This window comes from Sphaerisporangium sp. NPDC088356 (assembly GCF_040685555.1).
Lineage (GTDB): Bacteria > Actinomycetota > Actinomycetes > Streptosporangiales > Streptosporangiaceae > Sphaerisporangium.
This window is the reverse complement of record NZ_JBFBIK010000025.1, coordinates 26,856-46,334: the sequence shown is the minus strand read 5'-3', so window position 1 is coordinate 46,334 and position 19,479 is coordinate 26,856. Positions and strand designations below refer to the sequence as shown.

At 69.9% G+C, this 19,479-nt stretch carries 20 protein-coding genes; 14 read left to right on the top strand and 6 right to left on the bottom strand.

Features of this window, described 5'->3' with window-relative positions; genetic code table 11:
• Positions 1 to 157: 157 nt before the first annotated feature.
• The gene (locus AB0O34_RS12590; protein ID WP_363915456.1) at positions 158 to 532 is read right to left on the bottom strand and encodes an ATP-binding protein; all 375 of its coding nucleotides are present in this window, start codon (positions 530 to 532) and stop codon (positions 158 to 160) included.
• 104 nt (positions 533 to 636) lie between these two features.
• Entirely contained in the window at positions 637 to 849 is a 213-nt protein-coding gene (locus tag AB0O34_RS12585) for a DUF5999 family protein (protein WP_363915486.1), read from the bottom strand.
• A gap of 392 nt (positions 850 to 1,241) precedes the next feature.
• Here AB0O34_RS12585 and AB0O34_RS12580 point away from each other — a divergent pair, with 392 nt between their 5' ends.
• On the top strand, positions 1,242 to 2,105 hold the full coding sequence (locus AB0O34_RS12580; RefSeq protein ID WP_363915455.1) for a chitosanase: 864 nt from the start codon (positions 1,242 to 1,244) through the stop codon (positions 2,103 to 2,105).
• Between the two features lie 68 nt (positions 2,106 to 2,173).
• Here the strand turns inward: AB0O34_RS12580 and AB0O34_RS12575 are convergent, their stop codons facing one another.
• Together AB0O34_RS12575 and AB0O34_RS12570 are read right to left on the bottom strand one after the other, a co-directional pair.
• Complete coding sequence (locus AB0O34_RS12575) at positions 2,174 to 2,545, bottom strand: DUF742 domain-containing protein (RefSeq protein WP_363915454.1); 372 nt, start codon at positions 2,543 to 2,545, stop codon at positions 2,174 to 2,176.
• A complete protein-coding gene (locus tag AB0O34_RS12570; protein WP_363915453.1) occupies positions 2,542 to 4,953 on the bottom strand; it encodes a nitrate- and nitrite sensing domain-containing protein in 2,412 nt (803 codons plus the stop codon). The genes AB0O34_RS12575 and AB0O34_RS12570 overlap by 4 nt, the downstream gene beginning before the upstream one ends.
• Positions 4,954 to 5,119: 166 nt before the next feature.
• On the opposite strand from AB0O34_RS12570, the gene AB0O34_RS12565 reads away from it, so the two are divergent.
• The 3 genes from AB0O34_RS12565 (at position 5,120) to AB0O34_RS12555 (ending at position 7,102) form a co-directional block, all read left to right on the top strand.
• Positions 5,120 to 6,091: an EamA family transporter gene (locus tag AB0O34_RS12565; RefSeq protein ID WP_363915452.1), complete on the top strand. Its 972-nt coding sequence runs from the start codon at positions 5,120 to 5,122 to the stop codon at positions 6,089 to 6,091.
• Positions 6,088 to 6,705, top strand: a complete 618-nt coding sequence (locus AB0O34_RS12560; protein ID WP_363915451.1) for a GntR family transcriptional regulator — start codon at positions 6,088 to 6,090, stop codon at positions 6,703 to 6,705. The genes AB0O34_RS12565 and AB0O34_RS12560 overlap by 4 nt, the downstream gene beginning before the upstream one ends.
• A gap of 61 nt (positions 6,706 to 6,766) precedes the next feature.
• The gene (locus AB0O34_RS12555) at positions 6,767 to 7,102 is read left to right on the top strand and encodes a hypothetical protein (protein WP_363915450.1); all 336 of its coding nucleotides are present in this window, start codon (positions 6,767 to 6,769) and stop codon (positions 7,100 to 7,102) included.
• An 18-nt stretch (positions 7,103 to 7,120) separates the two neighbouring features.
• Here the strand turns inward: AB0O34_RS12555 and AB0O34_RS12550 are convergent, their stop codons facing one another.
• Complete coding sequence (locus AB0O34_RS12550) at positions 7,121 to 7,876, bottom strand: crotonase/enoyl-CoA hydratase family protein (RefSeq protein WP_363915449.1); 756 nt, start codon at positions 7,874 to 7,876, stop codon at positions 7,121 to 7,123.
• A 251-nt stretch (positions 7,877 to 8,127) separates the two neighbouring features.
• On the opposite strand from AB0O34_RS12550, the gene AB0O34_RS12545 reads away from it, so the two are divergent.
• The 10 genes from AB0O34_RS12545 to AB0O34_RS12500 all read left to right on the top strand — a co-directional run bounded on the left by AB0O34_RS12545 (position 8,128) and on the right by AB0O34_RS12500 (position 18,561).
• Positions 8,128 to 9,591: a sugar transferase gene (locus AB0O34_RS12545; protein WP_363915448.1), complete on the top strand. Its 1,464-nt coding sequence runs from the start codon at positions 8,128 to 8,130 to the stop codon at positions 9,589 to 9,591.
• Complete coding sequence (locus AB0O34_RS12540) at positions 9,591 to 10,658, top strand: glucose-1-phosphate thymidylyltransferase (protein ID WP_363915447.1); 1,068 nt, start codon at positions 9,591 to 9,593, stop codon at positions 10,656 to 10,658. Before AB0O34_RS12545 ends, AB0O34_RS12540 begins: the two co-directional genes overlap by 1 nt.
• Complete coding sequence (gene rfbB / locus AB0O34_RS12535) at positions 10,655 to 11,623, top strand: dTDP-glucose 4,6-dehydratase (protein ID WP_363915446.1); 969 nt, start codon at positions 10,655 to 10,657, stop codon at positions 11,621 to 11,623. Before AB0O34_RS12540 ends, rfbB begins: the two co-directional genes overlap by 4 nt.
• Positions 11,620 to 12,492 carry a dTDP-4-dehydrorhamnose reductase gene (gene rfbD / locus AB0O34_RS12530; protein ID WP_363915445.1) on the top strand — a complete coding sequence of 291 codons (873 nt, stop codon included), beginning with the start codon at positions 11,620 to 11,622 and terminating at the stop codon, positions 12,490 to 12,492. Before rfbB ends, rfbD begins: the two co-directional genes overlap by 4 nt.
• Positions 12,492 to 13,856 carry an MFS transporter gene (locus AB0O34_RS12525; protein WP_363915444.1) on the top strand — a complete coding sequence of 455 codons (1,365 nt, stop codon included), beginning with the start codon at positions 12,492 to 12,494 and terminating at the stop codon, positions 13,854 to 13,856. Before rfbD ends, AB0O34_RS12525 begins: the two co-directional genes overlap by 1 nt.
• 76 nt (positions 13,857 to 13,932) lie before the next feature.
• Positions 13,933 to 14,694, top strand: coding sequence for a WecB/TagA/CpsF family glycosyltransferase (locus AB0O34_RS12520; protein ID WP_363915443.1), 762 nt, complete (start codon positions 13,933 to 13,935; stop codon positions 14,692 to 14,694).
• An 8-nt stretch (positions 14,695 to 14,702) separates the two neighbouring features.
• Positions 14,703 to 15,938, top strand: a complete 1,236-nt coding sequence (locus AB0O34_RS12515) for a hypothetical protein (protein WP_363915442.1) — start codon at positions 14,703 to 14,705, stop codon at positions 15,936 to 15,938.
• Positions 15,935 to 16,888, top strand: coding sequence for a glycosyltransferase family 2 protein (locus AB0O34_RS12510; RefSeq protein ID WP_363915441.1), 954 nt, complete (start codon positions 15,935 to 15,937; stop codon positions 16,886 to 16,888). The genes AB0O34_RS12515 and AB0O34_RS12510 overlap by 4 nt, the downstream gene beginning before the upstream one ends.
• A gap of 60 nt (positions 16,889 to 16,948) precedes the next feature.
• The gene (locus tag AB0O34_RS12505) at positions 16,949 to 17,560 is read left to right on the top strand and encodes an acyltransferase (RefSeq protein ID WP_363915440.1); all 612 of its coding nucleotides are present in this window, start codon (positions 16,949 to 16,951) and stop codon (positions 17,558 to 17,560) included.
• 29 nt (positions 17,561 to 17,589) lie between these two features.
• Positions 17,590 to 18,561, top strand: a complete 972-nt coding sequence (locus AB0O34_RS12500; RefSeq protein ID WP_363915439.1) for a hypothetical protein — start codon at positions 17,590 to 17,592, stop codon at positions 18,559 to 18,561.
• A gap of 9 nt (positions 18,562 to 18,570) precedes the next feature.
• On the opposite strand, the gene AB0O34_RS12495 is transcribed toward AB0O34_RS12500, so the two are convergent.
• Positions 18,571 to 19,434 (bottom strand): hypothetical protein, encoded by an 864-nt coding sequence (locus AB0O34_RS12495; protein WP_363915438.1) that lies wholly within the window; start codon positions 19,432 to 19,434, stop codon positions 18,571 to 18,573.
• Positions 19,435 to 19,479 lie beyond the last annotated feature (45 nt).

Genomic DNA, 19,479 nt, shown 5'->3' with positions numbered 1-19,479 from the left:
GCGGCCTGACGGAGTCCGCAGATCCTGGGCCTCGGAGGCGGTACGTCTCCGAGGCTTGCTGACCTGGATGCGCCGCGTGGCGTTGGGTCGCTGCGCAGGGCCGGCCAAGGCCGGTCCTGCCCACCCGGGCCGGGACCGGCCGTTCTGGTTGGGGGCGTCACTCATCGTCGCCACCCTTCCCTGCCGGGCAGGCCGTCTCGAACCAGACGACCTTGCCCGCGGGCACGCGGTAGCTGCCCCAGGACTCGGAAAGCGCTTGCATCAGGAACATGCCCCGGCCGCCCTCGTCACCCTCGTGCGCGTGGCACACCTGAGGCAGCGCGGGATTGGTGTCCTGGACCTCGCAGCGCAGCGTGCCGTGGCTCAGGGAGACGGTCATGACCGCTCCCCACGAGTGGCGCATCGCGTTGGTGACGACCTCGCTGACGAGCAGCTCGACGATGTCACCCTCCTCACCGGCGCCCCATGCGGCCAGCTGGCGGCGAACCCGCCCGCGGATCTTGGGAACGGTGGCCGGCTCCGGGAGCAGCACCCACGACGCCCGCGTCCCGTGGTGACGGCTGGGGCGGATGTGGAGGGCCGCCGGAACGCAAGCGCTTGCCGTGCGCGGCGGTGAAGCAACCTGGGTGATCATCCTCATGCCGCCCTTCCGTAGGCCTTGGCACCATAAGCGAAACGATGGACCGGAGGGATGCTGCGTCCATCAGGCAGGAGCTCGCCGGTGTCGTCGAAGACCACCACGCCGTTGCACAGCAATCCCCACCCCTGCTCGGGGTGAGACGCCACAAGACAGGCCGCTTCGTGGTCGACGGCGGTCGCGGGCGGGCACTGAGGCTGGTGTTGACACATGGCTTGCACCTGAATCCGGTTGATCTTCTCGTAGCTCGTTCTCTTTACCAACACGTCGAGCATCTCCCGACGGGTGCATACCTAGTAACGGGACAACTACCCCTATCGGTACCCATTCGACACAAATGGGTACTCAGTCTTTACCTTGGAGAGGTGTCGGAGTGACTCGGCCGGATTCGGGCAGGTGGGACGCGGCGCCTCGCCGAGGGGCGTTGACATGGCTCCAGGGGTAGTGCTTCTATTCGTTAGAAAACTTTCCTAACGATCCCCGAAGGCGCCCCCCGCCTTCGGCCAGCCGCCGGCAACTCCGACGATGTGAGCCCGCACTGCCTGTGTCCAGGGCGTTTTCCCCCGTGCGCGGCCCGTCTGGAGTGGCGGGAACGGAGAGACAGTTGCAGATCCCCCCGGTCACGCAGTCGTCCCGACGAGCCGTCCTACTCGTCCCCGCGCTAGCCGTGGCACTGGTCCCGGCCCTCATGGGCACGGGCACCGCCCACGCGTCGGACTCGATGCTTTCCGCTCGCGCGTCCATGGTCGCCGCGTCGGTGGACCTCACTGATCCGCACAAGAAGGACATCGCCATGCAGCTGGTGTCGAGCGCGGAGAACTCCTCGCTCGACTGGAAGGCCCAGTACAAGTACATCGAGGACATCGACGACGGCCGCGGGTACACGGCCGGGATCATCGGCTTCTGCTCGGGGACCGGCGACATGCTGGACCTCGTCGAGCTTTACACCAAGCAGAAGCCGGGCAACGTCCTCGCCAAGTACCTCCCGGCGCTGCGCAAGGTCAACGGCACCGACTCCCACAGCGGGCTGGACCCGAACTTCACCAAGGACTGGCAGACCGCGGCCAAGGACACGGTCTTCCAGCAGGCGCAGAACTCCGAGCGCGACAGGGTCTATTTCAACCCGGCGGTCCAGCAGGCCAAGGCGGACGGGCTGCGCGCCCTCGGCCAGTTCATCTACTACGACGCCATCGTGATGCACGGCCCCGGCGACGACAGCGTCAGCTTCGGCGGCATCCGCAAGACGGCCATGAAGAAGGCGAAGACCCCCGCCCAGGGCGGCAACGAGACCACGTACCTCAACGCCTTCCTCGACGCCCGCAAGGCCGCCATGAAGACCGAAGAGGCCCACAGCGACACCAGCAGGGTGGACACCGAGCAGCGGGTCTTCCTCAAGGCGGGCAACCTCGACCTGAACCCGCCGCTGACCTGGAAGGTGTACGGCGACAGCTACACCATCAAGAGCTAGGAAGGCCGGAAGCGCGTAGGGGCCCCTCTGGATGTCCTCAGAGGGGCCCCTACGCGTCGGTCGGCCGGCTACAGGGCCTGGAGGCCCTGGATCACCTCCCGCAGGAGGCGTTCCTCCGGCAGCTGCGAGATGGTCGCCGGAGGCCGCACGGTGACGAGCCTCTGGTCGCGCAGGTCGCCCAGCAGGACACGGACGACCCCGAGCGACAGGCCGCTCTCGGAGGCGAGATCGACCACCGACACCGGCTTCACGCACATGCGCAGGACGCGCAGGTGCTCGGGGCCGAGGCCCGCCATGGGCCTGGCGCCGGCGACGGCCCTGACGATCGCGACCATGTCGAACGCGGGACCCGAGGGCCGGGTGCGGCCGCGCGTGACGGTGTAGGGGCGGACGAGAGGTCCCGCCTCCTGGTCGAGCCAGCGTTCACCACCGTCGGTCATGACATGTTCCCCTCCCCTTCATTGGCGCGCTCCCAGCCTGCCCGGAACGAGGAGAACATGTTGGGAGAGGGCTGGAGCGGCGGGGCGTCCAGCGAATCTTCCAGCGGGTCGCTCAGCGGTCCCGCCAGGTGCTTGGGCGTGCGCTCCGTGGCACCGCCGCCGGACGGCGGGCCCCCGTCGCGGAGCTGGGGGGCGAGGTTCGCCTGGCGCACCCGTTGCGGCAGCCCCCTTCCACGGCCGCCCTCCTCACGTACGTCGCCGTTCCCCTTTTCGTGGCCCGTGGCGTTGACCGTCCCGCCGCCGTTCGCGGCGTCGGTTCCGTTCCGGTAGCCGTGACCGTTGCCGTTCGTGTGGCCGTTCCCCGTGCCGTTGCCGTTGCCGTTGCCGTTGGTCGCGGCGCCGGCGAGGAGCCCGCGCCCGTTGCCGTCGAGCCCATGGCCGTTGCCGTTGGCGTGCCCATTCGCGAATCCCGCCTCCACGGCGCTGATCTGCTCCACGGAGTACTGGTCGGGCCCGGCCTCTGCCGGGGTCACCAGGCCCTCGGGAACGAGCACTATCGCCGTCGTGCCGCCGTACGGGGACGGGCGCAGCGAGACGCGGATGCCGCGCCTGGCCGCCAGGCGCCCGACGACGAACAGGCCCAGCCGGTCGCTGTCGGCGAGGTCGAACTCCGGCGGATCGGCCAGCCTCTGGTTGACCTCGTCCATCTCCTCGGGGCTCATGCCGAGCCCTCGGTCCTCGACCTCGATCACGAAGCCCCTGGCCACCAGCTCGCCACGGATCTCGACGTGGGTCTGCGGGGGCGAGAAGATCGTCGCGTTCTCCACCAGCTCGGCGAGCAGGTGGATGACGTCGGTGGCCGAGGCGCCGCACAGTGCCATGTTCTCCGGTACGGCGACGTGCACGCGCAGGTAGTCCTCGACCTCCTCCACCGCCGCGCGGACGACGTCGTACAGCGGCACCGGCGTGCGCCACCCGCGCCCGGGGACGGCGCCGGAGAGGATGATCAGACCCTCGGCGTGGCGCCGCATGCGCGTGGTGAGGTGGTCGATGCCGAAGAGCTCGTCGAGCAGCTCGGGGTCGGTGACCCGCTGCTCCATGCTGTCGAGCATGGACAGCTGCCGGTGCAGCAGCGACTGGTTGCGGCGCGCGAGGTTGAGGAACACCTTACTGACGCCCTTGCGGATCTCGGCCTGGCCGACGGCGGCCTCGATCGCGGTGGTCTGCACGGAGGTGAACGCCTGGCTGACGCTCGCGATCTCCGTGGTGGTCCCTGTGGGGATCGGCGGTGTCTCGGCCGTCACGTCGACGTCCTCGCCCTGCCGGAGCCTTCGCACGACCCCGGGCAGCTTCTGGTTCGCCAGATCCAGCGCGGCGGCCTGCAGCTCGACCAGCTCGGCGGTGATGAGCCGGCCGAAGCGGATCGAGACGAACAGCGACGCCGCGACCGCGACGAGGCCGAGCCCGGCGGCCAGCGCGATCTGCCACAGAATGGTCGCGACGAGGGGCAGCGCGCGGTCGGCGATCTTCTGGGACGCGACGCCCGCCTGCTTGTCGAAGGCGAGGTTGAGGTTCTGGATGGTCGGGCCCCAGGTCGCCGCCGCGCCGGGAAGCCGCCTGCCGGGCCGTACGTCCTGCGTGACCTGGTCCTCGATCGAGGCGTACTTGGCGAAGAGCGGGGAGTTCTGCAGCGTGAGGTACGGCTGGCGCAGCTCCTCGTCGAGCCGCTGGAAGCCCATGTCGTACAGGAGACGGCGCTTGATCACCATCGCGGTGAAGGCGGTGCGCTCCTCGCCGCTGATCGAGCCGGACGCGACCGCGCCCGCGAGCAGTGCCGACTGCTCGCTCATGAGCTCGCGGCTGCGTCCGATCAGGACGACGGCCCGCGTGGGCTCCCCTTGGGAGTCGGAGGCGAGCGCCAGCTTGTCGTAGACGCGGCCGATGGCGTCGGTGACGAGCCGGTAGGCGTCCAGGGTCAGCAGCCGGGTGAAGCTCCCCGAGTCGACCCGCGCGCGGATCTCCGGGAGGCGGCGCGTGACCCCGACGAGCTCGGTGACGCGCTGAAGGAGCGCGGCGCTGGTGACCTTCTGGACGTCCTCGGCGAGCGCCAGCCTTTCGAGGGTGGCACGCGCCTGGTCGGACCTGGCCCGCTGGGCGTCCAGCTCGCCGCGCTCGGAGCCCCTTGAGCCCAAACTCAGCAGGGAGAGGTAGCGCTCTTGCTCGACCTCCGTCATCAGCGCACGGGCGGGAACGATCGTGTTGTTGAAGACGGTGTTGACATTGAGGAGGTCGAGACCGTTCTGGATGGTGATCGTCGCGGCGAAAGCCCAGATCCCCACGAGGGATACCAGCGGAACCAGTACCAGCGTCAGGATCTTGAACTTGATGGACCTCTTACGCCCGCCCATGTGACCTCGCAGGGGAACCGCATCGTTACACGCGGGTTATTGGTGGCGAAACAGTACCAATGGGGAACACGGGGAACCAGGGCCCTCTAACAACAAAACGGCCCCATTCCAAGGGGGTGCGGCAAATCTCTTGGCGAATTCTGTCTAGTTGTCAGACAATGTGACCATGACAGCTGAACGAGAGGCCTCCCATACGGTCGCCGGGGGTTCCGCCGCCGTGGTCGCCGCCGCAGTCCTGTGGGGCACGGCCGGTACGGCGGGCACGCTCGCACTGACGGGAACGGCCGATCCGGTCGCGCTCGCGGCGGCCCGGCTCGTCATCGGGGGCCTCGTCCTCGCCGTGGCGGCCGGTCCTGCCGCGAGGGGCCTGCGCGTCCGGGGGCGCCGCCTGCCGCTGGTCGCGGCGGCGGGGGCCGTGGCCGCGTACCAGCTGTGCTTCTTCGCCGCGGTCGGGCGTACCGGAGTCGCGGTCGGGACCGTGGTGGCGATCGGGAGCGGGCCGGTCTTCACCGGCCTGCTGTCCTGGCTGTACGACCGGCGGCGGCCGGGCCGCCGCTGGACCCTTGCGACCGCCGCCGCCGTCGCCGGCTGCGCCGCGCTGGTGTCGGGAGGAGAGGCGGTCGGCGTCGACCCCGCAGGGGTGCTGCTCGCGCTGGCGGGCGGGCTGCTCTACGGCTTCTACGCGGTGACCGCCGCGCGGGCGATCACCGCCGGAGAGCCGTCCGGCGCGGTGATGGGCGTGATGTTCGGCGGCGCGGCGGCGATCATGCTGCCGGTCCTGCTGTGGAGGGGCACGGTATGGCTGGGCGAGCCGCGGGGGCTGCTCACCGCCCTCTATCTGGGCCTCGCCGCGACGGCTCTCTCCTACTTCCTCTACGGCAGGGGCCTGCGCACCACTCCGGTGGCGAAGGCGGCCACCCTGGCGCTGGCGGAGCCCGCCGTGGCGGCGCTGCTCGGCCTGGCCGTCCTGCACGAGCGGCTCACGGCCGTCTCCTGGGCGGGGCTCGTCCTGCTCGGCGCCGGCCTGGTCCTGGTCGCCCTTCCCGAACGGTCCGGGCCGCCGGCCGTCCGTCCGGGCCCGCCCGACGTGGAACCGGCACCACCGGCCGACGATGAGAAGGCACAATCGTCGGCGTGAAACTGCGCCCCGTCTCGACGGTCGACGCGCTCGCGGGAGCCCTGCGACGGCGCGTGCTCTCCGGAGAGATCGTCCCCGGCACGGCCCTGCCCGAACAGGAGCTGTCATCCCTGTACGGCGTGGCGCGCCCGACCGTCCGTGAGGCCCTGGCCGTCCTGGTCCACGAAGGGCTGCTCAGGCGCGAGCGCAACCGCAGCGCGTACGTGCCGGAGGTGACCACCGGCGACCTGGACGACCTCATGTACGTCCGGCGCCCTCTTGAGGACCTCATGGCCGTCAGGCTGGCGGGCCGCCGGGTGGCCTCGGCGGACGGGGCGCTGACCCGCATGGCGGCGCTTCCGGCGGACGCGCCGTGGGCGGACGTCGTGGCCGAGCACATGGCGCTGCACGAGGAGCTGATCCTCGCCGTGGGAAGCCCCAGGCTCGAACGCCTCTACGCCGTGCTGGCGGCCGAGACGCGGCTCGGCCTCGTGCGGCTGCGCGCCGTGTATCCGGACAGAGAGACACTGGTCGCCGAGCACAGGGACCTTCTCGACGCCATCGCCGCCGGTCCTTCTGAGGCGGCCAGGCGGGCCGTGGCGGCCCATCTGGATCACACCTGGGGCGCTGATTAGCGACTTCTCTTGCATGGAGTGCTCGTAAGTCGTCACAATCGCGCCCATGCACGGCAACTCAGTGCCGGATTCGTATGTCTACGTAACCGAAGAGGGCGTAACCCGCCACTACGCCGACGGCAGTGTCGAAGCCCTCGCGTGGGAGGACGTCGTCGAGGTTCGCGTCGGCGGTGTCACGGAATCCGACATCCTGATCGTCCTGCTCGACCGCGACGGACAGGGATGTGTGGTGCCGCGCTCCGCCACCGACGCGACCTTCCTGGCGAGGCTTCGCTATCTGCCCGAGTTCGACCTCGACCGGCTGAGCGAGGCGTTCACGGCCGCCACCCTCAGCTACGTGGTCGTGTGGCGCAGTCCCGACCCGCCGTCGCCGCTGCCGGACCTCGAATACGACTGAGTTTCCCGTCGTTGCCCGTCAGGTTCCGTGGCGGCCGGCTCCCGTGCGGAAGCGGCCGACCCCCTCGATCATCTGACCGCGCAGCGAGACCATGCCGTGCCGCAGTTCGTTGCGCATGGCCTCCTCCTCGGAGAGCCCGTCCTGCTCCAGCGCCGAGAGGCGGTCCTGCCGCATGCACTCCTGGGGGAGTTCGGAAAGCGAGCGGGCGAGTTCCTCGGCGTGCTCCCGCGCCGTCCCCGGCGGCACCACCCTGTCCACCAGGCCCATCAGCCGGGCCTCCTCCGCGCCCACGGCCCGGCCGGTGAGGATCATGTCCATGGCCCGTCCCGCTCCGATGAGCCGCGGCAGCCGTACGGTGCCGCCGTCGATGAGGGGGACGCCCCAGCGGCGGCAGAACACCCCGAACGTCGCATCCCGCGCGGCCACCCGGAGGTCGCACCAGATCGCCAGCTCCAGCCCGCCCGCCACCGCGTAGCCCTCGACGGCGGCGATCACGGGCTTGGACAGGCGCATCCGGGTCGGGCCCATCGGCCCGTCCCCGTCCTCCTCCACGCGGTTGCCGCGCTCGGTGCCGATCGCGTGCAGGTCCGCGCCGGAACAGAAGGTGCCGCCGTCGCCCCACAGCACGGCCACGGCGGCGTCGGAGGCCTCGAAGTCCCTGAACGCGTTCGCGAGGGCGCCGGCGGCCGGCCCGTCCACCGCGTTGCGGACCTCGGGGCGGGACAGGACGACGGTCGTGACCAGGCCGGATCGTTCTACATGGATGCCAGACATGTGCTGAATGTAACTGGACGGTCGCTGCCTACACAGGTTTGGACCGTTCCGTCAAGGGACTGACGTTCCCTGGTACGAGGCCTATTGTGGCCATTGCCCGGCTATTTCGCTGGTTAATAACGATCTTTAGTATTTGAACGGGTACCCGCGCTCGTGATGTTTCCGGGTTGTGTGTCAACCAAAGGGACGCAACGGCCGTCTGTTATCTGCACGGTCTGGCAGGAGCAGGTCAGGGGTAGGGGTAGGTAGGCATGAGGGTGGGGTTGGAGGAGCGTGGTGTCGCGCTTCTCGACACGGGCCCGCTGACGGCGTCCAGCATCTGGACGCGCTCCTATATGCGGGCTCTTTTGGCAGGTGACATGGCGTGCGCCATGATCGCCTGCGAGGCGGTAATGGGATTCAGGCTCTGGGTGGGCGCCTTCATCCCGTGGTCGGAGTTGTTGTTCGGTTTCGGCCTCGGACTGGCCTGGCCTGGTGCCATGGCGCTGGCCGGGGTCTACCGTGAGAGGAGCCACGGAGAGGGAAGCGAGGAGTTCCGCGCGGTCTTCGACGGCGGGGTGGGGCTGACGGCCGCGGTGGCCATCGGCGCGTACGCCACGCAGACCATGATCGCGCGCAGTTACGTCATGGCGATGCTGCCGCTGGCGACGGTTCTCACGCTGGTGTTCCGCTACCGGATGCGCAAGCGCCTGCACCGGCGCCGCGCCGAGGGCGAGTACCTCCGCCGCGTGGTGGCCGTCGGTCACAGGACCGCCGTGCTCGACCTGGTGATGCAGTTCCGGCGCCAGCCGTACCACGGCATGCGGGTCGTCGCGGCGTGCCTGCCGCCCGGGCAGTTCCCGGGGAACGGGCTCGACGTCGACGGCATCCCGGTCTACGGAGACTTCGCCGACGTCGCGACCGTGGCCGACAAGGTCTCCGCGGACGCGGTGGCCGTCCTGGCCTGCCCCGAGCTGGACGGCGCCGCGCTGCGCCGCCTCGCCTGGAGCATCGAGAGCAAGGGCACCGAACTGTTCGTCGCCCCCGCGCTCATGGACGTCGCCGGTCCTCGTACGAGCATCCGCCCGGTCGCCGGGATGCCGCTGCTCCACGTCGAGCACCCGGAGTTCGACGGGACGCGCCAGGTCGTCAAGAGCCTGTTCGACCGGCTCCTGGCTACGGCCGCGCTGACCGTGCTCGCGATCCCCATGCTGGTGATCGCGGTGCTGGTCAGGGCCACCAGCCCGGGTCCCGCGCTGTTCAAGCAGACGCGGGTGGGCCGCCACGGACGCGAGTTCAAGGTCTTCAAGTTCCGGACGATGGTGCAGAACGCCGAGAAGCTGAAACTCGACCTCGTCGAGGACAACGAGTTCGACGGCGTGCTGTTCAAGATGAGGAACGATCCAAGGATCACGCGTGTGGGCGGCTTCCTGCGCCGTTACTCCCTTGACGAGCTGCCGCAACTGCTCAACGTCGTACGTGGCGAGATGTCGCTGGTGGGACCGCGTCCGCCGCTTCCCGACGAGGTCGCGCAGTACGGCACTGACGTGCGCCGGCGCCTTGTCGTCAAGCCGGGCATGACCGGTCTGTGGCAGGTGAGCGGCCGGTCCGACCTGTCGTGGGAGGAGTCGGTCCGGCTCGACCTGCGCTACGTCGAGAACTGGTCTCTCATCCTCGACCTGCAGATCCTGTGGAAGACCTGGTCCGCCGTCACCCGTGGTGGAGGGGCTTACTAGTGAAGGCGCTCGTGCTCGCCGGCGGGTCCGGCACGCGGCTTCGGCCCATCACCCACACCTCCGCCAAGCAACTGGTGCCGGTGGCCAACAAGCCCGTGCTGTTCTACGGGCTCGAGGCCATCGCCGCGGCGGGCATCCGCGAGGTCGGCATGGTGGTCGGCGAAACCCACGAGGAGATCGAGGGCGCCGTCGGCGACGGGTCGGCGTTCGGCCTGGAGGTGACCTACCTGCGGCAGGAGGCACCGCTCGGGCTGGCCCACGCGGTGCTGATCGCCCGTGAATACCTGGGCGAGGACGACTTCGTCATGTACCTCGGTGACAACTTCATCGTCGGCGGCATCGAGCCGCTGGTGAGGCGGTTCCACGACGAGCGTCCCTCGGCACAGATCATGCTCACCCGCGTCGCCGACCCCCGGCAGTTCGGGGTGGCGGAGCTCGACGCCGCGGGGCGGGTGACCGGGCTGGAGGAGAAGCCGCAGGTGCCGAAGAGCGACCTCGCCCTGGTCGGGGTCTACCTGTTCACCCCGGCGGTGCACGAGGGCGTCTCCGCGCTCAAGCCCTCGTGGCGCGGCGAGCTGGAGATCACCGACGCGATCCAGTGGCTTCTCGACGCCGGGCACCGGGTGGACTCCACCCTGATCTCCGGCTACTGGAAGGACACCGGCAACGTCACCGACATGCTCGAGGTCAACCGGATCCTCCTGGAGGAGCTGGACCAACGGCTCGACGGCAAGGTGGACGACGCCAGCGAGATCATCGGCCGGGTCGTGGTCGAGGCGGGGGCCGAGGTCACCCGCTCGCGCATCGTCGGGCCGGTCGTCATCGGTGCCGGCGCCGTGGTGAGGGACTCCTACATAGGCCCGTTCACCTCGGTGGCGGAGAACTGTCACGTTGTGGACAGCGAGATCGAGTACTCGATCCTGCTGCGGCGTGCGTCCATTGAGGGGGTCCGCCGGATCGAGGCGTCCCTGATCGGGCACGACGTCGAGGTCACGCCCGCTCCCAACACGCCGAGGGCCCACCGGCTGGTGCTCGGCGATCACAGCAAGGTGCAGATCAGTTCATGAGGGTTCTGGTAACCGGCGGTGCCGGGTTCATCGGGTCGCACTATGTCCGCACGTTGCTCTCGGGCGGCTATCCGGCGTTCGCCGGGGCGAGCGTCACCGTGCTCGACATGCTCACGTACGCGGGCAACCTCGCCAACCTCGAGCCCGTCGAGGGGTGCTACGACTTCGTGCACGGTGACATCTGCGACGCCGCGCTGCTCGCGAAGGTCGTGCCCGGCCACGACGCGGTGATCAACTTCGCGGCCGAGTCGCACGTCGACCGGTCGATCGACGGTCCCGCCGCCTTCGTGCGCACCAACGTGCTCGGCACGCACGCCGTGCTGCAGGCCTGCCTGGACGCGGCGGTGCCGAAGGTGGTCCAGGTGTCCACCGACGAGGTCTACGGGTCGATCGACGAGGGCTCCTGGGCCGAGGACGCCCCGCTCCGGCCGCGCTCGCCGTACTCGGCGGCGAAGGCCGGCGGCGACCTGATGGCCCAGGCCTACGCCGTGACGCACGGCCTGCCGGTGTCGATCACTCGCTGCGGCAACAACTACGGGCCCTACCAGTTCCCGGAGAAGGTCGTCCCCCTCTTCGTGACGAACATCCTCGAAGGCCGTCAAGTCCCGCTCTACGGGGACGGCGGCAACGTTCGCGACTGGGTCCACGTCGACGACCACTGCCGGGGCATCCAGCTCGTGGCCGAGCGGGGCGAGCCTGGCGAGATCTACCACATGGCAGGCACGGCGGAGCTGACCAACCTGGAGCTCACCCAGCGGATCCTCGACGAGCTCGACGCCGACTGGAGCGCGGTCGAGCCCGTGGCCGACCGCAAGGGGCACGACCGCCGCTACTCCCTGGACGACTCCAAGCTACGGAGCATGGGATACGCCCCGGCGACGGGCTTCGACGAGGGCATCGCCGCGACCGTCCAGTGGTACGTCGACAACCCCACCTGGTGGAAGCACCTCAAGGGCGATCGGTGAACCGGCTGCTGGTCACCGGCGCGAAGGGCATGCTCGGGACCGCCCTTCTGGCCGAGCTGGCGAGCGACCCGGCCGCGCCCGACGTCCTGCCGTACGGCCGCGATCGCCTCGACCTGCGCTACCCCGACGGCGTGCGCGAGGTCATCCGGCAGGAGAAGCCGGACGTCGTGGTCAACTGCGCCGCCTGGACGGCCGTGGACGACGCCGAGGCGCACGAGATCGACGCTCTGGCGGTCAATGGCGGCGGGGTGCGCGCCCTGGCCACCGCGTGCGCCGATGTGGGCGCCCGCCTGTTCCACATCTCCACCGACTACGTCTTCGACGGTACGGCGAGCGCGCCGTACGCCGAGGACGCCCCGACCCGGCCGGTCAACGCCTACGGCCGTAGCAAGCTGGCCGGTGAGCGAGCCGTTCTCGGACTGCTCCCCGGAGCCGGGTACGTCGTGCGGTCCGCGTGGCTGTACGGCGCGGCCGGGCGGAACTTCGTCCAGACGATGATCTCCCTCGAACGCAGCCGTGAGACCATCGGCGTGGTGGACGACCAACTCGGCCAGCCGACCTGGACCGCCGACCTCGCCGCGCAGCTCGTACGGCTCGCGCGTGCCGACGCCCCTCCCGGCGTGTATCACGGCACCAGCTCCGGCCAGGTGACGTGGTACGGCCTGGCCCGCGAGATCTTCATGCTCCTCGGCGCCGATCCCGCCCGGGTGAGGCCCATCGGCAGCGCGGACTTCCCGCTCCCGGCCGCGAGGCCCGCCTACAGCGTGCTCGGCCACGACCGCTGGGCCGCCGCGGGCCTGCCCCCGATCCGCCATTGGCGCGACGCGCTCCACGCGGCGTGGCCGTCCATGGTGGGAGGCCCGGCCTGATGTACCTGTCGGAGACGCGCGGGGCCGACTCCCAGAACAAGTCCGCGCCGGGCGCTTCGGGCGAGGCCGGCGGATCCCCGCCAGGGGACGGACCGGAGCACGGCGGGCCGTACGGCCGCTCGCCAGGCGGGGCAGGACGCCTTCTCACGGGAAATGTGCTCGCCCTGGGCATGGTGAGCTTCCTGACCGACATCTCGTCCGAGATGGTCACCGCGGTTCTTCCGCTCTACCTGGTGTTCCATCTTGGCGTCAGTACCATGCAGTTCGGCGTGCTCGACGGCCTCTACACCGGGGCCACGGCCGCACTGCGGCTCGTGGGCGGCCACGTCGCCGACCGTTTCCAGCGCCGCAAGACGGTGGCCGGGTTCGGGTACGGCCTGTCCGCGGCCACCAAGCTGGGCTTTCTCGCCGCCGGCACTTCTGTGCCTCTGATCGGTCTGGTCATCGGGGTCGACCGTACGGGCAAAGGGCTGCGTACCGCTCCCAGGGACGCGATCATCTCGCTGAGCGCGCCGGGGGACGGGCAGGGACGGGCCTTCGGTTTCCACCGCGCGCTCGACACCGCCGGCGCGCTGCTCGGACCGCTGGCGGCGTTCGGGGTGCTGTGGCTCACGCTGGACGCCTACGACGCGGTCTTCTCGGTGAGTTTCTGCGTCGCCGTCCTGGGTGTACTGGTGCTCACCCTTTTCGTACGCGAGCCCGGCATGGCGCCCGCGGCGGGTCGCGTGCCCGGGGAGGCCGCGGCGGGTCGCGGGCTGTCGTTGCGTGCGGCGGCCGGGCTGCTCCGGCGCGCGCCGTTCCGCCGTGTGGTGGTCGCCGTGCTACCGCTGTCGCTCGTCACGATCAGCGACGCGTTCCTCTACCTGCTGCTTCAGCAGCGACTCGACATCCCCGCAGGCTGGCTGCCGCTCCTCCCTGTGGGAGTCTCGGTCACCTATCTACTCGCGGCGATGCCGTTCGGGCGGCTCGCCGACCGGTACGGCCGGTCCGCGGTGGTCCTCGGCGGCTACCTGGCCATCCTGGGCTGTTACTTCCTGATCCTCTGGGGAGACGGTGTCGTACTCCTGGCCGTCGCGCTCGGGTTGCGCGGCCTGGGCTACGCGGCGACCGACGGCGTGATCAGCGCCCTGGCCGGGCCGCTCGTGCCGAAGACGCAGCGGGCGACCGGCCTCGCGATCGTCCAGACCGGCCAGGCGGTGGCGGCCATGGCGGGGGCCTGGTGCTTCGGGGCGCTGTGGACGGTCGTCGGCCCCCGGCAGGCCGTCGCGGTGATGGCCGTCGGTCTCGGGCTGGCGCTGGTCCTGGCGGCGGTGCTGCTCAGAAGGGAATCGGCGCTGTTCATGCGCGGAAAGGAAAAGGCGTGACAGTGAAGCGCCGAACCGATGTGAGGCGAGCAGCCGTGCCGGGCTGCCGACGACGTGAGCCCATGGGAGCGTGCCGGTGAGTACGGTCAAAGGAACGCCGGGACGGGACGTAGTGCTCGGCACCGTGCTCGACGCACTCACCATGCGCGAGGTCGTCACCAGATGCGTGGTTGCGATCGACACGGGACGGCCGCTGAGCATCGGCGTGGTCAACGCCGCGAAGATCGTCAACATGCGCACCGACGTGCTGCTGCGCAAGTCGGTGCTCGACTGCGACCTCGTGCTCGCAGACGGCCAGGCGGTCGTCTGGGCATCCCGCATGCTCGGCCACCCTCTGCCAGAGCGGGTCGCCGGCATCGACCTCTTTCTGGAGCTGTTGGCCGAGGCGGCGCGACGGGGCCACCGGGTCTACTTCCTCGGCGCTCGCCCCGAGGTGCTGTCCCAGGTGCTCGACGAGGCACGCCGGCGCTTCCCCGGTCTGACGATCGCTGGAGCCCGTGATGGCTACTTCACCGACGAGGGGGCCGGGCAGGTGGCCCGGGAGATCGCGGGTACCCGCGCGGACATGCTTTTCCTCGGCATTACCTCGCCGAAGAAGGAGATCTTCGTGGGACAGTGGGGGGAGACGACCCAGGCCAGGATCATTCACGGCGTGGGCGGATCCTTCGACATCCTCGCCGGGGAGACCCGGCGCGCTCCGAGCGGATGGCAGCGTCTCGGCCTGGAGTGGCTTTACCGGCTGCTGCAGGAGCCGGTCCGGCTCGGGCCGCGCTATCTGAAGACGAATGCGCGGTTCCTGCTGATGCTGGCCGAGGAATGGCTGCGGCGGAAACCATGAGCCGCGCCATGAACATGAGGGAGGACAACGTGACCCCGAGCCGCCGCATGGCGCTGCTGGGCCCCAGCCCTGGTTCGGATCGCCAGACCAGTGGGTCGGACCCGCTACCGGGCTTCGTGACGGACATGGTGGATCTGGCTGTACGAGGGCTGCCGCCGGGCTACGTCGACGGCGAATTCGTCTTCACCCGCCGCGGGAAGCTCGGCGACGAGGGGGCGGCGAAGGGACAGTGGACCGCCGTTCCCGAGGGCCGCAGCGTCCGGTACACCGCCATCGTGGCGCTGGGCGTCAACACGCTGCCCGAGGAGCGTCGGCGTGAGGCGCTGGCCGGTGACACGGTGCTGGAGCTCACGGGGCGTCTCGTCAAGCGGCTGCCCCAGGTGAGCGGGCTCGGTGACGCGGCCCTCATCTGCTGGGCGGCGGCCGAGTCCGGTCACCCGGACCTGGACGTGGCGCTGGCCCGGCTCGCGGAGCTCGACGACAGCGTGGCCGCTGATGCCCAGGTGTACACCGTTGAGGCGGCCTGGGCGCTCGCCGGGCTCGTCGCGGCGCGCAAGGCGGGTGGCAAGGTCCCGGACGGGCGCTTGGAGCGCTCCCGGAAACGCATCCTCGACGGGCTGGCGGGGGACCGCCTCTACCGGCACATCCTCGGGCCGGCCTCCGGTCCTCTCGTGCCGTGGTATCGCGCCCATGTGGGCTGTTTCGCCGACCAGGTCTACCCGCTGCAGGCGCTCGCCCGCCTGCACGCCCTCACCGGCGACGCGGACGCGCTGCGCGCGGCCGAGCAGGTCTCCGAGGGCATCTGCGCCGCCCAGGGACCCGAGGGCCAGTGGTGGTGGCACTACGACGCCCGCTCGGGCGGGGTGGTCGAGGGCTACCCTGTCTACAGCGTGCACCAGCTCGCCATGGGGCCGATGGCCCTGCTCGACCTCGCCGACGCGGGTGGACGGTCGCGCATCGAGGAGATCGCGCTCGGCCTGCGCTGGATGCTGGAGCGTCCGGAGACGAGCGAGAGGCTGGTGCTTCCGGAGCTCGACCTCACCTGGCGCAAGGCCGCCCGCGAGGACCCGCGCAAGGTGGTGCGCGGAGCACGTGCCGCGGTCACGCGCGTGCGGCAGGGCGCCAGACTGCCCGTTCTCGACCGCGTGTACCCGCCCGTGGCGGTGGACCGCGAGTGCCGACCGTACGAGCTGGGCTGGCTGCTCTACGCCTGGCTGTGCGTCATGGAGAGGACTCAAGGATGACCGAGCTCTCCGTCGTCGTCCTCACCTACCGTTCCAGCGCCTACGTCGGCAAGTGCCTCGCGGCGCTGGAGAAGGCGGTCGTCGGGCTCGACGCCGAGGTGGTCGTGGTTGACAACGCCTCCGACGACGGTACGGCGGAGACGGTACGGGCGCTCGCGCCCTGGACACGGGTTGTCGCCCGGGACACCAATGACGGTTTCGCCAGAGGCTGCCACGCGGGCGCGGACCTGGCCTCGGGCGACTACCTCTTGTTCGTGAACCCCGACGCCGAGGTCTCCCCGGAGACGCCGCGCGCCCTCATCGACTGCGTCCGCGGCGGTTCGAAGATCGGCATCGTCGGCGGCCGGTGCCTGACCGAGACCGGGGAGACGGACCCACGCTCGTGGTGGGGCAGGCCGACGCCGTGGTCACTGTTCTGCTTCGCCACCGGGCTCAGCACGGTCTTCCCCGGCCGGCCAAGGTTCGACCCGGAGTCGCCCCGGCCCTGGAGCGGGTCGCCCGACGAGGTGCGCCGGGTGCCCATCGTCACCGGCGGCATGATGCTCGTCGAGCGGCGGGCCTGGGACGAGCTGGGCGGGTTCGACAAAAGCTTTTTCATGTACGCCGAGGACGCCGACCTGTGCCTGCGGGCCGCCGCCGCCGGCTACCGGCCGTCAGTCACCGCCGCCGCGACCTTCGTGCACCCCGCGGGAATGTCGTCCAGTTCCCTGCGCAAGCAGGTCCTGCTGTTCGCGGGGAAGGTGACCCTGGTGCGCCGGCACTTCCCGCCCCTCCTACGCGGACTTGGCGTGCTGTCGTTAAAGGCGGGGGTGCTGCTGCGGGCCCTCGCGGGACGGTGGATGAGCTCACCCGGCGCCGACCGGCAGGGCAGGCCGACTACTAAGGCGGAAGACTGGCGAGGCCTGTGGCAGGCGCGCGGCCAGTGGACAAGAGGCTGGGATGGCGTCTGACGGCCGACGGGCCAGAGGGTCGCAAGGGCAATCAGAGGGTCGTTGGACCAGAGGGCTGGCATGGCAACAGAAGTAAAGATCGCACCCACCGCGGACGTCGATCCCTCCGCCGGCATCGGCGAGGGCACGACGATCTGGCACCTTGCCCAGGTCCGCGAGAAGGCGGTGCTCGGCCGGGGATGCATTCTCGGGAGGGGCGCGTACGTCGGACCGGGCGTGGTAGTTGGTGACAATGTCAAGCTGCAGAATTACGCGTTGGTGTACGAGCCCGCAGTGCTGGAGGACGGCGTGTTCGTCGGGCCCGCGGCGGTGCTGACCAACGACGTGTACCCGCGTTCGACCGGCCTCGACGGTGACCTCAAGCGGGACGGCGATTGGGCGGCCCAAGGGGTCACCATCAGGCACGGCGCTTCGATCGGCGCCCGCGCGGTGATCGTCGCCGGGAAGTCGGTGGGCCGTCACGCTCTGGTCGCCGCCGGGGCCGTGGTGACGCGCGACGTGCCCGACTTCGCGCTGGTAGCCGGAGTGCCGGCCCGCCGCGTCGGCTGGGTGGGCCGCGCCGGGGTGACGCTGGAGGAGAACGGTGAGGGCAGTTGGCGCTGCCCCACCACGGGCGAGCGATACGTCGAGCGGGACGGGAGCCTCACCGGCCCTGTGGGCGACCCCACCTGACCATGCGACTCTCTTTCAAGGCACGGCTCATGGTCGCGGGCGTCGCCGTCCTGCTTCTCATTGCCGCCGTCGTGGTGGTCGTGCTGCGTTCGCGTGGCGAGAACCGAACGGTGGCCGCCGCCGGCGGTGTCCCCACGCCCGTGTCGGTGAAGCTCGGAACGAGCGACGACCTGTATGTCGTCAGGGCCGGTCCTCGGGGGGACAGTGGCATCGTCTACGCCATAAGGGACGCGGGGAAGGGGCCCGCGAGCTCGACGGGGGTGAGTTGCCGACGGTTCTACGAGGCCGCGCAGACGGCTGTATGCCTGCGCCTGGTGCCCGGTGTCGTCACCAGGTCCGACGCCATCGTCCTCGGCCGCGACCTGCAAGAGGTCCGGCGGGTCGACCTGCCCGGCGTGCCGAGCCGAGCGCGTGTCTCTGCCAGCGGTCGAATGGTGTCCTGGACCGTCTTCACGACGGGGGACTCCTACCTCAGCGTGGGCTTCGCGACCAGGACCGGCGTCCTGGACACCCGCACGGGCAAGCTGGTGAACAGCTTGGAGAAGTTCACTCTTCACCGCGACGGCAAGTCCGAGCGGGCGGTCGATCTCAACTACTGGGGCGTCACCTTCGCGTCCGACGACAACACCTTCTACGCGACCGCCTCCACCAAGGGCAGGGTCTATCTGGTGAAAGGCGACTTCGCCGCCGGCCGTATGGACGTGGTGCGAGAGGGCCCCGAATGCCCTTCGCTGTCCCCGGACGGCACACGCCTGGCATACAAGAAGCGAACCGGCGACCAGTCGAGCCCGTGGCGGCTACACGTTCTGGACCTGCGGAGCGGCAAGGAGACGCGGCTTGCGGAGACCGCCAATGTGGACGACCAGGCCGCCTGGTACGACGACGGTTCGGTCATGTACGACAGGCTGCGAGGCGACACGACAGACGTGTGGCGTGTCGCCGCGGACGGTTCGGGAGCGCCCGCCATGCTGGCCAGGGACGCGTTCTCGCCCGCGCGCTGATCCGGCTTGTCAGGGAGTCACCGGCTTGCCGTCGTCCTCCCAGACGTTGCCGCTGAAGGTGTTGCCCTTGCCTTTGTCGGTGAAGTAGGCGACCGGCCCGTACATGCCGCCCTTCGGGTAGAAGCGGCGGCTGAAGACGTTGTCCATGATCTTGATGTCGGTCGGCACGCCGAACTTCCCCTCGCCGCCGTAGACGGTGTAACCGCCTCCGCCCAGCAGGTTGTTCTGGATCAGCACGTCGTGGGTGCGGCTGAAATCTTGGCCGATGATGATCGCCGAGGTCTCCGCCACTTGGTTGAGGATCGCGTTGTGCCGCACGGTCAGTGACAGGCCCGCCATCGGGGATCCGCCGATCTGCACGCCGTCGATATGGTCGCCGGGGAACTCCTTGAAGTCGTGCAGGTAGGAGTTCTCGATGACGCCGTGGTCGGTCGTGATGCCGTTGGACACCGTATGGATGTCGGCCCGGCGGATGGTGATCTGGCCGCCCTGGTTCAGCACGGCCGTGTCAACCTTCGTGGTGCCGTTTCCCTTGATCTCCAAATTCGATAGGACGGCGCCTGATGCGCCCTGCCGCTGGATGATCGCCCAGTCGCCCTCTCCGATGACACGGACGTTTCTCACCACGACGTCGTTGGCCTCGATGTTGAGCTTGCCGTGGATCTCGACGTTCTCGACGAGCTCCCCGGCCTTCCTCACGGTCGTCTCGCCGACCACGCGGAGATCGGTGCTCGGCTGCGGGCCGGTGGTCTTGGCCGAGGGGAAGTGGGAGACGTCGGGACGGCCGTCGGGCAGCGGCGTGAATTTGGTGGGGGTGTCGTCCACGTCCTGCGAGGCGTCGCTCGCGCCGCATCCCGCAACGGCAACGCCCAACGCGACCGTGACGACGAACAGAAAGAGACGGCGCGGTGACGAAGG